The following is a 13,546-nucleotide window of genomic DNA, read 5'->3' as shown; positions in this document are numbered from 1 at the left end:
GGAAGTGGCCTGCCAGCGTCAACGCCCCCGCACGCGCCAGCAGACCTGCGCAAACTACCCCATGACGGGCATTTCGCGGAAGATGCTTTTAAATCAACACTCCACACCGGACAGTGGGCCCGCACGCGGCCGCAGATCACGGGCGAGCTACCGCAACGATCCCCGTGGAAGGCGGTTTCCCGCCTTCCACGCTCCACTGTGGAGGGAATGTGAGGCTTCCCTCGACGTGTAACGCCCGGTTCAGGGCTTCTTGCGGTGACCGGCGACGCGGGCGCCGAAGCCGAACGCGACGAGGAGCACGGCGATCACGCCGAGGCCGAGCACGCTGGCTCCGGTCTTGGCTAGCGCTCCGCCCGTGCTGCCGGTGCCCGGCGGCTGGGCGCTCGGGTCCGGCACGACGAAGAAGTCGCGTTGTGCGACCTCGTCGAGCTTCACCTCCACGCGGCCGGACTCGCCTTCGAACTTCCACGCTCCGTCGATCCCCGTCCAGAACTGACCGGTCGGCATCCGGTCGAAGCGCACGGTTCCGTCCGTTCCCGAGACCGAGTCCGCGACCTGCAGCCCGTACTCTCGTTCGGTCAGCAGCAGGACCCGGACTCCCGTGACGGCCTCGCCGCTGTCGACGACCCCGTTCTTGTTGCGGTCGTGCGCGACCTTCCCCTGCACCGCGCCGACGCCGACGAGAACGGAGGCGATGTCGAGTGCCCACGGGCCGTCGGTGTTGTACTTGGCGTTCGGCGCGAAGGAACAGCCCACGGCCACCTGCTGCTTGAAGCGCGCGTAGGCGGGCACCGCCTCGGTGACGGTGACCGTCCTCGACTCCCCCGGCCCGAGCGTCACGCCGGCGGCCTCCTGGCGGAGTTCGCCCCAGCCCTCGGGCGTGCTCCTGCGGTAGCCGCCGCCGAGCTGATCCTGGTGGCCGAGCGGGTTGCAACTCGCCTGGACGCCGCTGAGCGGGCGGCCCGAGACGTTCTTCAACGTGATGACCACCTCGGCGGTCTCGCCGACCATGTAGGTGTCCTTGCCGAACGCCATCGTCGCCTCGATCAGCTCGCGGTACGGGCGGTCCGCGCGCACGGTCAGCCTGGTCGGTACCGTCGGCTCCACCCAGACCTGCGCGGGGTTGACCTCGTCGTGCACGATCCAGTCGTCGGCCAGCAAGTAGGTGATCCAGTAACCACCTGACGAGACACCTTCGAAGGTGAAGCCGCCATTGGCGTCCGTCGTGGCGCTGTAGTAGTCGTGCGTCGTGCCGCCGCTGGCCTCCACGAGGACACCGGGCGCTGCCTCGCCCTCGTCCTGCCGGCCGTTGCCGTTCTTGTCGGTGTAGACCACGCCGACGATGTCACCGCGGGTCTCCACGACCTCGGCCTCGGCGCGGAACTCGCCGTCCTCGTTGTCCGGCTGACCGAGGTAGCTCACCCCACCGACGATGACGAGCCTGCCATCCAGCAGGGCCTGGATCCGGCCCGAGACGTTGACGGTGCGGGACTCCCCGGCGGCGAGCCGGATGCCGGCCCCGTTGGACCTCCCGAGGTCGCCCCACTGCTCGTCGGGGACGTCGAGCTCCGTGAGCATGGTCGTCAGCCCGACCTGCTCGGCGGCGCGGCCGCCCACGTTCGTGATCGTCAGCTCCACGCCGACCGTCTCGTGCGCCTGGTACCGCGACTTGTCGAGCTTGATCGAGGCGCGCACGTCCGCCGGGCTCGCCTGCTTCAGGAAACCCTGGCCAAAGCCACCCTGGTCGGTGACCACCACCCGTTCCCGGCCTGAGTCGCGGAACCCCCACGGGCCGAGGACGACGGCGCGGTAGACGCCGGGGACGACGTTGAAGAACTCGATCCGCCCGTCCTCGCCACTCGTGCCCTCGGACGCCTGGAAGCCGGTCTGCTCGTTCAGCAGCACCACGGTGACGCCGCTGACCACCTCGTCCCGGCTGATCAGGTCGTCGGCGTCCTTGTCCTCGCCGACGACCATCGCGTAGTTGGTGCTGCTGGTGACCTTCGCCGTGGTTCGCGCCCACGGGCCGAGATTCAGGTCCGGGTTCGGCGCGAACTTGCAGTCGAGCGTGACGACGCCCGCCCTGCCCGCGCCCTCGGGAACCTCCTCGTCCACCGTGATCGCGCGCCGCTCGCCGGGTGCGAGCGAGACACCGTTCGCCGTCAGCGCGTTCCAGGCCTTGCCTCGGCCGAGCGCCTTCGGGGAACTCTCGTGGTCGCACCGGGCCCGGATGTTGCTGATCCTGTTGGTGGTGTTGTTGGTGAAGACCAGCGTGACCGTCGCGGTCGCCGGCATGCGGTAGCTGTCCTGGTCGAGCGTCCCGCTCACCGAGAACTGCTCGTCGTACGGCCGCTCGCCGCGCGCCACGACCTGGGCCGTCTTGTTCGACTCGACCTTGATCGGGTCACCGGCGACGTTGACGACGTGCACGGTCCACTCGTCGTCCAGGAAGTACGTCGCCTTGTAGGCACCGGGCGCTAGGTCCCGAAAGCCGAACTTGCCGTCGGCGTCGGTGGTCGTCCGGTGCTCGGCTCCGTTGCCGGAGATCATGAGATCGATGCCGGAAGCGGCCTCGTCGCGGTCCTGCTGCCTGTTGCCGTTCCTGTCGACGTAGACGACACCGGCGATGTGGCCGGTAGCCGCCACGGGTGCCACGACCGGCGGCGGAGGCGGTTCGCTGCTCGGAGGCCGCGCGGACACCGGTGGCGCGGTCGTGGTGGTCGTGGGCGCGGGCGATGTGCTCGACGGGTCGTCCTGCGCGAACGCACCGACACTCGCCGTGCTGAACGTCAACGCGGCGACGGTGCCCAGCACACCGATCACCCGCGCCACCCGAGTGGCATTTCTACCGGGCAACGGATCCCCCCGAGTCCCCAGTGTTGATGACGTCCGCCGATGTCGGAGCCCCCGCACGCATCGCCGGACGTTCGGAAAGTACCGCAGTTCAAAGGCACTGCGAAAGGGTCGGGAGGAGGGCGAAAAGGGGACAAATATTTCTTCGGACGAAGGGCAACCAAGGGCGCGCCGAAAGCGTGAGCATCGCGGGGACACCTCTGCGTTCACGGCGGTGGCATGCTGGTCTTCGTGACGCCCGAGGACCTCGCGCACCTGCGCCGGACACGTGACCTGATGGACCGCGAGTACGCGCGGCCGCTGGACGTGCCCGCGATGGCCCGTGCCGCGCTGATGTCGCCGTCGCATTTCGCCCGCCAGTTTCGCGCGGCGTACGGCGAGACGCCGTACGGCTACCTGATGACGCGGCGGATCGAGCGGGCCAAGGCGTTGCTGCGCCTGGGAACGCTGTCCGTGACCGAGGTGTGCGTCGAGGTCGGCTGTACCTCGCTCGGCTCGTTCTCCGCGCGGTTCACGGAGCTGGTCGGGGAGACGCCGTCGGCCTACCGGGCGCGTGCTCATGACGCGCTGGCCGGGGTGCCGGGATGCCATTTGATGGGTTTGACGCGGCCGAGCAGATTTCGAGAAGCGACGCGCTCACCGCGTGCCTAGGGTTTCGCCCATGAAGCTTTCGCACACGTTCCTCTTCGTCCACGACCAGGACGCCGCGCTGAAGTTCTACCGCGACGTCGTCGGGCTCGAGGTGCGCACGGACGTCACCATCGAGGACGGTTACCGCTGGCTCACCGTCGGCCCCGCCGGGCAACCCGACGTCGAGATCGGCCTGTCCCGCATCGGCCCGCCCGTGCCTCCGACCGATCACGAGGCGCTGGAGGCGTTGCTGGCCAAGGGATCGCTGCAGGGCGTGATCTTCGAGCTCGACGACGTGGACGCGAAGTTCGAGCAGGTGCGCGCGACCGGGGCCGAGGTGCTGCAGGAGCCGATCGACCAGTTCTACGGCGTGCGCGACTGCGCGTTCCGCGACCCGTCAGGCAACATGATCCGTTTCTCCACGCCACGCACCCAGTCGTAGATCGCTTCCACTCGTGCGGCGGCGCTGATCTCACTTGGCCCGAGGCGGAAGATCGACGACGCCGGCCGGGCGACCATCGGTGGGGCCTCGCACGAGCTCGTGCCGTTCGGCGGCACCCCGAACGGTGGCCTCACCGCGCCGTTGCGGGTCGTGCCGGAGGACGGCGCGCCCGGTTGCGAGGCGAGTGACTTCGCCGGGCAGGACTTCAAGGGCTCCGTCGCGTTGATCCGGCGCGGTACCTGCACGTTCGTCGCCAAGTACGCCAACGCGGGCGCGGCGGCCGTGATCATCTCCGACAACGTCGACGACCACCTCGGCAACATCAACCGGGAGGCGCTGGGCCGCAACGTTTCCGCCGCGGCCCACGTCATCGCCTCGTACGCCGTCACCACCGAGGGCGTGCACGGCGTCCCGTCCCGTGCGGAACGGGCTGCTCTGCGTTAGCCCAGGTTGTTCGTGTCAAACGTGTTGCAGCGGGCGGGGTCGCCCGTCTGCAACCCGGTCGTGAACCACTTCTGCCGCTGCTGCGAGCTGCCGTGGCTGAACTTCGTCGTGTCGACCCGCCCGCCGCCGAGCTCGCTCTGGATGAAGTCGTCACCGATGCGTGCCGCCGCGTCCAGTGCCGCGTCGATGTCCTCTTGGGTGATGTTCGAGATGAGCGGCTGGCCGTTGGCCGACGGAACCGTGGTCGCGGCCTTGGCCCAGGCGCCCGCGTAGCAGTCGGCCTGCAGTTCGAGCCGCACCGAACCCGAGGTGGGGCCGGTCTCGCGACCGACCCGGTCCGAGGTGCCGAGCAGGTTCTGCACGTGGTGGCCGTACTCGTGGGCGAGCACGTAGGCCTCGACGAACGGGCCGCCGGTCGCGCCGAACTTGGTGCGCAGCTCGTTGAAGAAGTCCAGGTCGATGTACACCTGGGAGTCCGCGGGGCAGTAGAACGGGCCGACCGCGGAGGTGGCGTTGCCGCAGCGGGTGTTCACGCTGTTGCGGAAGAAGTTGGTCTTGGTGACCTGGTAGGTGTTGCCCGAGCGGGCGAACTGGTCGGTCCAGAAGCCCTGGATCGAGTTGATCGTGGCCACGACCCGGCAGTCGCTGTCGCGGTTCGCGTCGGCGCCCGTCTTGCACTTCTCGAGCAGCTGGCCCGACTCGACCTGGGTGTTGTTGCCCAGGCCCTCCAGCCCGCCCGCCGGCAGCTGGATGCCGGTGAACTGCTGGAACAGGAAATAGATGATGAGGCCGACCACGCCGAGGCCACCACCGACACCGGCGACTCGGCCGCCGACGCCGCGTTGGTCCGAAACCTGCGAAAGGTCGAGTTCCGCGCCTTCGTTGAACTGCACCGCGTGCCTCCATGCCAAGGACCCGTAGGCGGCACACCATAAAGCACAGAAGACGCCCAGGTGCGGGACCCGACGTCGGGGCACCGCACCTGGGCTTTCCCATTTGGAAGTGACGACTACGGCCCACGAAGGTTGGCGTGGCGCTCAGCCGGTGACGCCATGAGACGACACCGAAGCCGAGCTCAACAGCGTCGAAGTGCACCGAGCGACGCCTGATGGCGCCTGGGCACCCGAAACCTCGTGTCCGTCGCTACACAGTCGCGCTCGGACCGTTCACGTCCGATCCGCTCGCGGGGATGCGACAGACCGCGTTTCGCCACAGCGAGGAGATACCTGCACAGCACCACCTACCCCTTCTGGGCGTGGCCTCCGGGTGGTCTTGTTCATTCACCTGCCGGTTGCCAGCTCGCTATCGACTATGCGCTTGATCGCCGCATTTCTCAACACCTCACACCAAACCTGAATTGGTGAAGTCAGACGGGTGACCTGCGGAGATCGACAGTGCAGACAGCAATCGCCCGGCGAGAGAATCTCTCGCCGGGCGATTGGGAAAAAACGATCAGATATTTGATCAGGCCTTGGTGGTGCGGCGCGCTCCACGACGGGCCATGACGCCCGCGGTCATCAGGCCGAGGCCCGCCAGCAGGAACTCGAGCGGGTCGGCGCCGGTCTTCGACAGGTTCGGGATGACCGCCGCGGCGTGCCGCGAGGCCTTGTCGCCGGTCTGCGGGGTGCCCGCGCCGGAGTCGTCGCCCGTGTTGCCGCTGCCGGAGTTGTTGTCGCCGTTGTCGCCGCCGCCGGGGTTGCCGTTGCCGGGGTTCTCGCTACCGGGGTTCTCGCCGGGGTTCTCGCCGGGCTGCTCCGGGTTCTCGCCCGGCTGTTCCGGCTGTTCCGGGTTCTCGCCCGGCTGCTCGGGGGCCTCGGTCTTGCCGCAGTCGCCGCTCGCGGTGCCGAGCACGCCCGCAGCCGTGCCACAGACGGTCACGGGGGCCTCGATGGTGCCGCTGGGCTCCTCGGGCTTCGTCTGGCCGCAGCTGCCGTTGCCGCCGCCGGCGACGCCGACCGAGTTGCCGCAGACCGTGACGGGCGCGGAGACGAGGGCATTGTCGGCCTGGGTGCGCTCGGCGGGCTTCTCGTCGCACGTGGCGTCGCTGTTGCCCAGGACGTTGATCGCGTTGCCGCAGACCTTCACCGGGACGCTGACGAGGTTGCCGGCGCGGACCTCCTCGTTGATGTCGAGCGGCACCGGGACGGCCTGCGCCCAGCCGGCGGACGCGACCATCAGGCCGCCGGTCAGGAGCGCCGCGGACATGGTGCGGTTGAGGTTCTTGCGCATGACTGTTCTCCCTGGAAAGTGACGGATCCCTGTGCTGTGTGCGGCACTTGTGGATCAGTCAGGGGAGAACGTCGGCTCCTCCGCGCGCACGATGCGCGGCACGTCCTGCTGTTCGGTGCTGACGAGAGACGCTGTGATGGTGGGCGGCCGCATCACGTGCGGCAACGTGCCCGCCGGAATCTGGGTGCTGCCTGCCGACGCCCCCGCACCGCTCTGCGGGAGCGTGCCGGGGATCGGCTGCTCGGCCTGCGGTTGCGGCTGCTGCGGCTCCGGCACGGAGGTCGCGGGCCGCGTTGTCGGGGGCTCCGGCTTTGGCTGCTGCGGCACTTCGGCCTGCACCGGCGCTTCGCCGACTTGGGCCGGTGGCTGAGGCGCAGTGGGTTCCGGAGTCTCGATGCGCGGTGCCGGCTTCGGCGGGATGGGCCCGTCGGGCTGCTGCGGCGGCGTGGTCGCGATCGTGAGGCCGATGTCGGCGACGGGGAGCTTGACCTCGACCCTGAGCTGGTCGATCTCGACCCGGACGTCGGCGTTCGCCTCGCCTGCGCCGCCCAGCAGCCAGGCGCCGGTCACCAGACCGGCGAGCAGCAGCAACCGACGCAACCAGGACATCGGCCCTCACCCTAGATCAAATGGAGCAACGCGTCACACGAAAAAGGCCATCCCGGCGACGTCCGTCGCCGAGATGGCCTTCAACTGCGATCTGCGGTTACGGCAGCCGCGTGATCCGGCCGGTCGCCGGGGGCAGCTGGTTCGGGTGCGTCGAGAGGTACGCGGCGAACCCGTCGAGGTCGATGCCACCACCGGTGATCTCGGTGCCCTTGGTGAACTCGGCGAAACCGTCACCACCGCCCTGCAGGAAGCTGTTGATCGTCACCCGGTAGTTCGCGTTCGGATCGACAGGGATTCCGTTGAGCGTGATGCCGGTGATCTTCGAGCCGATCGGCGCGGACAGCGACCAGCTGTAGGTGAAGCCGGACGAGGGCTGCAGGATCGTGGTCTTGCCCACGACGAACTGCTGCTCCAGTGCGTTCTTGATCTGCGCGCCGGTCAGCGTGACCGTCTGCAGGATGTTGCTGAACGGCTGAACGGTGAATGCCTCGTCGTAGGTCACCACACCGGCGCCCTCGGTGCCCTCAGGCGCGTAGGTGAGGTCGGCGCGCACGCCACCGGGGTTCATCAGCGCGAGGACGGCGCCGTTGGCCTTGGTGGCCTCCAACTGGGAGTCGGCGATCAGGTTGCCCAGCGGCGAGTCACCGGAGGGAGCCGCGGCCCGGACGATGTCCGCGCCGATCGAGCCGATCGGCCGGTTCGCGATCGGGCCGGACTTCGTCTTGGCCAGGTCGATCACCGCCTGGATCGCCGGGTCCGGGGTGACGGTGCGCGTGACGATCTTGTTGTCGGCCTTCGTCTCGCCGCGGATGACGTCGCGCGTCCGGCGGTCGATCTTCAGGTCGACGACGCTGAGCTCGCGACCGAACGCCAGGCCCTCGATGAACGGCCGCGGGTTGCCGGCCGGGTCCTTGACGACGCAGTTGTAGTGCTGGTGGCTGTGGCCGGAGAAGACCGCGTCGATCTTCGGGCTGACGTTGGTGGCGATGTAGCTGCCGGGGTTCTCCGGGGCGACGTTGCACGCGTTGGGACCGCCACCCATGGACGTGACCTGGTCACCCTGGTGCACGAGCAGCACGATCGACTTCACGCCGATCGCGTCGAGGAAGTTGGCGTACTTGTTGGCCGCCTTGACCTCGTCGCCGAACCTGATGTCCTTGACGCCTTTCGGGTCGACCAAGATCGGCACGTCCTTGAGCGGCATGCCGATGAAACCGATCGGCATCCCGTCGCGGATCTCCACCCAGAACGGCGGCAGAGCCGGCAGTCCGGACTTCGCATGCGTCACGTTCGCGCCGAGAATCGGGAACTTCGCGCCCTTGTACTCGTCGCGGAACTGGCAGCCGTCCACCGGATGGCACCCACCGCGCTGGATGCGCAGGAGCTCCTGGTAGCCCTCATCGAACTCGTGGTTGCCCGCCGCGGTCGCGTCCATGCCGACCTTGTTGAGCACCTCGATCGTCGGCTCGTCGTGGAACAACGCCGACACCAGCGGCGACCCACCGATCAGGTCGCCCTGCCCGACGATGACGGAGTTCCTGACCTCCTTCTGGAGGTTCCTGATGTGCGTCGCGTTGAACGCGGCGCCACCGGCGTCGACGGTCGTGCCGTCCGGCAGGATGACGCGCCCGGACGACCCGGTCGGCGGCTCGAGGTTGCCGTGCAGGTCGTTGATGCCGATCAGGCGCACGTCAACCGTGCCCCGACCGCGCAGTGACTGGACATCGGCCTGGGCAGGCCCGGTAGCGCTGATGACAGTGGCCGCGGCGGCGGTGATCGCCAGAACGGAAAGCCGTCTGAACGAACTCATGGGTGGGGCCTTTCAAGGCTTGGTTAACGCGCGTGTACGGCGGAGGAGTCTGCCTTCCGAACGCCACGTTTTCCAGGGGAACAGCTGGATCGTCATCGTCAGGCTTAGTCTTGTTCGCGTGACACCAAGTGAGCAGGAGCCGCGCTGGCTCGACGAGGGCGAGATGCGCGCATGGCGCACCTACGTGAACGGTTCCTCCATGCTCATGGATCGCTTGCACCGAGAGCTCCAGGACACCCACGGAGTGTCACTGGCGGACTACGAAATCTTGGTCAGGCTGTCGGAACAACCGAACCAGCGCATGCGAATGACCCAGCTCGCCGATGACGTCGCCTCCTCGAAGTCACGCGTCTCACACCAGGTCGCGCGCATGGAGAAGGCCGGCCTGGTCTCCCGCCGCGAGTGCACAGAGGACGGCCGCGGCGTGCTGGCCGAGCTGACCGCCAAGGGCATGACGCAGCTCGTCTCGGCCGCTCCGACGCACCTGCGTGGCGTGCGTGAGCACATCGTCGACCTGATCACGCCCGAGGAGGGCGAGGTGCTGGCCAAGGTGTTCGACCGGGTCATGACACACCTGCGGGAGTCGAACGGCTAGGCTTTGTGCCGACGCTCCTGGCGTCGTGGAAGCGTGGCAGAGCGGCCGAATGCACCCGCCTTGAAAGCGGGAGACGGGCAACCGTCCGGGGGTTCAAATCCCTCCGCTTCCGCATAGTACAAACAGCTCGAGCCGGGCGGTGCGTGATCAAATTGCCGCCTTGCTCGCGTGTTCATGCACTTGTCGGGTCAACAAAAGCCCTCGCGGCGGGGTCGAATACACTGCCTGCGCTCGTCCGAATGACACATGCAGCGTTTCTCCCGCGCGACGCGTCTCTTTGGAGAGCAAGGTCAATCCATGGGGGTTGTTATGACATGGCTTGCTGCGCTGCCGACCATGGTGGTGTGCGCTGTGCTGCTGGTCGTGCCGGGCTTGCTCATCACGTACCTGATCGGTCTACGCCGGCTCGCGGCCGTGGCCATGGCGCCGGTGATCGTGGTGGGCGTGGTCGCGCTGACGGCGATCATCTCGCCGCTGTTCGGCTTCCGCTGGTCGCCCATGCTCATGCTGGTCGTCTTCGCTGGCCTGACAGTGCTGCTCGCCGCCATCGTGCTGCCCCTGCGCCACAAGCTTCCAGATCCGGCGCCGGCGGACGGCTGGAGGGTCACCGTCGCGACACTCGTGGGCATCACTGCCGCGGTCATGTTCGGCATGCTCACGGTGATCCGCGCGATCATCGACCCCGACCAGCTCATCGTCAGCAGTGACTCCCCGTTCCACTACAACGCGCTGGTCAACATCCTGAACAGCGGCAACGCCTCCACACTGATGATCGATACGCTCGGCGTGCCGGACCGCGCGCGCGGCTTCTACCCCGGTGGGTGGCACGGCCTCGGCTCGCTGCTGGTCATGGTCTCCGGTGTCTCGGTGCCGGCGGCGGCCAACATCCTCTCCGTCACCGTCGCACTGATCATCTGGCCGCTGGGCTGCATGCTGCTGATGCGCCAGCTGGCCGGGCCGTCACCGATGGCGGTGGGAGTCGCGGGCCTGCTCAGCGTCGCGTTCGGATCCTTCCCGTGGGAGCTGCTCGGCTGGGGCGTCCTGTGGCCGAACGGGCTGGGACTCGCGCTCGTGCCCGCCGCGATGGCCGCCCTGATGTCGATGATCAACCTGGCCAAGGAGGACGTCATCGGGCGCGGCCGGGCGTGGCTGCTCGCCCCCGTGATCCTCGCGTGCGTCGCGATCTCGCACCCGAACGCGTTCATCAGCCTGCTTGCCGTGGCCGTGTCGGCGATCGTCCTCAGCATCGCGCTGAGCGCCACCAAGCACTACCGGGCGGGCAACAAGAAGCTCGCCTACACGCTGGGCGCGATGATCGTCTTCGCCGCACCCGCGTACTGGCTCGTCGTCACCAAGTCGACCGTGTTCAGCGGCGTGATGGCGGCCGATTCGAAGCCGTTCGAGCCGCCAGCCCACGCCGTCGGCGAGGCGCTGACCGGCGCGACGAACGGCGGCAAGGTCGACTGGCTGCTCGCCACGCTGTTGATCGTGGGCATCTTCTCCTGCTTCCGCCAGCGCAACCGGCGCTGGCTCGTGGCGAGCCACGTGGTGTCGTGCGGCATCTACGTGCTGGCTGCGGGCGTCGACGGCGTCAACCGGCGGATGTTCACCGGCTTCTGGTACACCGACTCGCACCGCATCGCCGCGATGATCCCGATCACCGGCATCCCGATCACCGTCTTCGGCACGATCGCGATCGCCACCTTCATCCGCGTGCTGCTGCGTAAGGAGTCACTGCAGCAGTTCCGCGCGGCGACGAACTTCTCGGCCCTCGCGGTCGTGCCCGTCATCGCCATCCTGCTCGTGTTCAGCACCAACGGCCTGAACATCCAGAGCAACAGCGAGCGGGTCGCGGTCGCCTACCCGGTGGTAAACCCGAAGCTCACCGAGGAGGAGCAGGCCCTCTTCGCCCGCATCAACGGCCTGACCGAACCGGGCACCATCATCGCCCAGGAGCCGTTCAACGGCAGCACCGCGGCAATGGCGGTCAGCCAGCGGCAGATCCTGTTCCCGCAGCTCAATCTCAGCAAGATGACCGAGGAACAGAGTTACCTGTCCGACCACCTCAACGAGCCGTTGTCGGATCCGAAGGTCTGCGAGATGGCGAATCGGATCAACCTCCGCTACCTGCTGGCCGCGGACGGGGTGAAGGGCAACTACTTCGACGGGTTCGACTACCCGGACCCGAAGGCCGGGCTCGAACTGCTCGACCAGGGGGGCAAGTTCCGGTTGTACCGGGTCACCCCCTGCGTTCGGCAGCTGACGAACTCGCAGCGCTAGACCCGAACTGCCGCAAGACGAAAGGCAGGGGCCCCGAGCCGGGGACCCCTGCCTTCTCGGTCTGACTGTTACGAGACGGCCGCGTGCGAGTGGTCGTCGTGCGCAGCGGACTTCAGCAGAGCCGCGGCAGAACGGGCCTCGGCCCGCTTCGAACGCGGCGGCACGCCGTTGACGTCCTCAGTGGACACGCCGTAGGCAGCCGTCACGAACGCGATGGCGTCGGCGTTGCGGCCGAGGGCCACGCGATCGACGTTGCCGAGGTTGTCGCACGCCGAGTGGTAGCACGGGTCGTAGGCGACGCCTGCCGTGCCGCCCCACTTGGCTGCCTGGGCGGGGGTCTTGACGCCCTCGGCGCCGGTGAAGAGGCCGCCGGCCGGGATGCCCTGCGCGATGAACTCGCCGTAGTCCGAGCGGCCCGAGAAGTCGGTGCCTTCGGTGGGGACGCCCTTGGCGGCGAAGTAGTCGGCGAAGGCCTTTTCGATCTGGGCCGAGCCGTACGGGCCTGCGCCTTCGCCTACCGCGTCGGAGTTGTCGCCGTCGTAGATGAAGTACGCGGCGTTCGGGGAGCCGACCATGTCGAAGTTCAGGTACAGGGCGATGTCCAGCTGCTGTTCGAACGTCAGCGAGCGGACCCATTCCTCCGAGCCGATGAGGCCGCGCTCTTCCGCGCCCCACCAGGCGAAGCGGATGGCGTTGTCGACCTTCGGGCGGGAGCCGAGCTTGAGGGCCGTCTCCAGGAGCGCGGCGGAGCCGGTGCCGTTGTCGTTGATGCCTGCACCGAGTTCGACGCTGTCGAGGTGTGCGCCGGCCATGACGACGTTGTTCTTGCGGCCGGTGCGGGTCTCGGCGATGACGTTGCGCTGGGTGCGGGTCTCGTTGTGGTAGCGCATGTCCACGGTGACCGCGGCGCCTGCCTTGCCGGCGAGCGTGGTGCCGTCGGCCTGGGAGATGCCGCCGGTCGGGATCTTGCCGGGGTTGGTCAGCGTCACGTTGGACAGCGGGCCCGCCGTGTTGTTCGAGACCAGCACGGCGATGGCGCCCGCGGCGAACGCGTTGAGGTGCTTCTGCTCGAACGTGCATCCGCCGCGGCGGATGAGGGCGACGGAGCCGGTGAAGTCCTGGCCGGCGAAGTCGGTCGCCTCGCAGCCGGTGGTGGCGTCCTCGGGGACGACGCGCAGCGGGCCGGTGACGCCGCCGACCGGGGTCTGCGGCGAGGCGGTCAGGATGAGCGCCTGGTAGTCCACGCCGTCGACGCGGGCGGTCTCGGCGTCGGTGATGGGAACGTCGAAGCTGAAGTTCGGGGTCGTGACGATGAAGCCCTCGTCGCGGAGCTTGCCCGCGACGTACTCGACGCTGGCGTCGTAGCCGGGTGTCAGGGCCGCGCGGTTGCCGCCGTTGCGGTCGGCGATGCGCTGGAACGCGATGAGGTGCCGGTTGACACCCTCGACGGTCACCTTCTTCGCGAGCTTCCTGGCGAGTGCGGGGCCTGCCGGTTCAGCGGCGGCGGACGCCGTGGCGGTAGGGGCAGCGACTAATGCCGAGATGGCAAGCACAGCCGCCAGCTTGGTTCTGCCGGACATGAACGTTCCCCTTCGTTCGAGATGGCTGAACCCTCACAAGAAGAGACCCACGCCACAATCCGTCGGTCGGCGGG

Annotated in this window: 11 protein-coding genes and 1 tRNA gene; 6 read left to right on the top strand and 6 right to left on the bottom strand. The window is 68.2% G+C overall.

What is annotated here, in order from left to right; all coding sequences use genetic code 11:
- Nucleotides 1-240: 240 nt before the first annotated feature.
- Nucleotides 241-2,823: an SdrD B-like domain-containing protein gene (locus tag BLR21_RS16970; protein ID WP_176929663.1), complete on the bottom strand. Its 2,583-nt coding sequence runs from the start codon at nt 2,821-2,823 to the stop codon at nt 241-243.
- A gap of 249 nt (nt 2,824-3,072) precedes the next feature.
- On the opposite strand from BLR21_RS16970, the gene BLR21_RS16965 reads away from it, so the two are divergent.
- The 3 genes from BLR21_RS16965 to BLR21_RS16955 all read left to right on the top strand — a co-directional run bounded on the left by BLR21_RS16965 (nt 3,073) and on the right by BLR21_RS16955 (nt 4,369).
- On the top strand, nt 3,073-3,504 hold the full coding sequence (locus BLR21_RS16965; protein WP_218130890.1) for a helix-turn-helix transcriptional regulator: 432 nt from the start codon (nt 3,073-3,075) through the stop codon (nt 3,502-3,504).
- Between the two features lie 10 nt (nt 3,505-3,514).
- The gene (locus BLR21_RS16960) at nt 3,515-3,925 is read left to right on the top strand and encodes a VOC family protein (RefSeq protein WP_090006770.1); all 411 of its coding nucleotides are present in this window, start codon (nt 3,515-3,517) and stop codon (nt 3,923-3,925) included.
- A gap of 99 nt (nt 3,926-4,024) precedes the next feature.
- Nucleotides 4,025-4,369: a PA domain-containing protein gene (locus BLR21_RS16955; protein WP_276526493.1), complete on the top strand. Its 345-nt coding sequence runs from the start codon at nt 4,025-4,027 to the stop codon at nt 4,367-4,369.
- Here BLR21_RS16955 and ypfJ read toward each other — a convergent pair.
- The 4 genes from ypfJ to BLR21_RS16935 all read right to left on the bottom strand — a co-directional run bounded on the left by ypfJ (nt 4,366) and on the right by BLR21_RS16935 (nt 9,017).
- Nucleotides 4,366-5,262 (bottom strand): KPN_02809 family neutral zinc metallopeptidase, encoded by an 897-nt coding sequence (gene ypfJ, locus BLR21_RS16950; protein ID WP_090006768.1) that lies wholly within the window; start codon nt 5,260-5,262, stop codon nt 4,366-4,368. The genes BLR21_RS16955 and ypfJ overlap by 4 nt on opposite strands.
- Before the next feature lie 571 nt (nt 5,263-5,833).
- Nucleotides 5,834-6,598, bottom strand: coding sequence for a hypothetical protein (locus BLR21_RS16945; protein WP_090006767.1), 765 nt, complete (start codon nt 6,596-6,598; stop codon nt 5,834-5,836).
- Between the two features lie 54 nt (nt 6,599-6,652).
- Complete coding sequence (locus BLR21_RS16940) at nt 6,653-7,207, bottom strand: hypothetical protein (RefSeq protein WP_090006766.1); 555 nt, start codon at nt 7,205-7,207, stop codon at nt 6,653-6,655.
- Nucleotides 7,208-7,304: 97 nt separating this feature from the next.
- Nucleotides 7,305-9,017 carry a bifunctional metallophosphatase/5'-nucleotidase gene (locus tag BLR21_RS16935; RefSeq protein WP_090006765.1) on the bottom strand — a complete coding sequence of 571 codons (1,713 nt, stop codon included), beginning with the start codon at nt 9,015-9,017 and terminating at the stop codon, nt 7,305-7,307.
- 163 nt (nt 9,018-9,180) lie between these two features.
- Here BLR21_RS16935 and BLR21_RS16930 point away from each other — a divergent pair, with 163 nt between their 5' ends.
- The 3 genes from BLR21_RS16930 (at nt 9,181) to BLR21_RS42525 (ending at nt 11,892) form a co-directional block, all read left to right on the top strand.
- The gene (locus BLR21_RS16930; RefSeq protein WP_051770103.1) at nt 9,181-9,612 is read left to right on the top strand and encodes a MarR family winged helix-turn-helix transcriptional regulator; all 432 of its coding nucleotides are present in this window, start codon (nt 9,181-9,183) and stop codon (nt 9,610-9,612) included.
- Between the two features lie 27 nt (nt 9,613-9,639).
- Nucleotides 9,640-9,724, top strand: a tRNA-Ser gene (locus BLR21_RS16925).
- A 197-nt stretch (nt 9,725-9,921) separates the two neighbouring features.
- Entirely contained in the window at nt 9,922-11,892 is a 1,971-nt protein-coding gene (locus tag BLR21_RS42525) for a DUF6541 family protein (protein WP_176929662.1), read from the top strand.
- A 68-nt stretch (nt 11,893-11,960) separates the two neighbouring features.
- Here BLR21_RS42525 and BLR21_RS16915 read toward each other — a convergent pair whose 3' ends face one another.
- Complete coding sequence (locus BLR21_RS16915; protein ID WP_090006762.1) at nt 11,961-13,472, bottom strand: M28 family metallopeptidase; 1,512 nt, start codon at nt 13,470-13,472, stop codon at nt 11,961-11,963.
- Nucleotides 13,473-13,546 lie beyond the last annotated feature (74 nt).

Origin of the sequence: Lentzea albidocapillata subsp. violacea (assembly GCF_900100275.1) — a bacterium.
Classification (GTDB): domain Bacteria; phylum Actinomycetota; class Actinomycetes; order Mycobacteriales; family Pseudonocardiaceae; genus Lentzea; species Lentzea violacea.
Note: the sequence above shows the minus strand (reverse complement) of the source record. Positions and strands in the feature narration are given on the sequence as shown.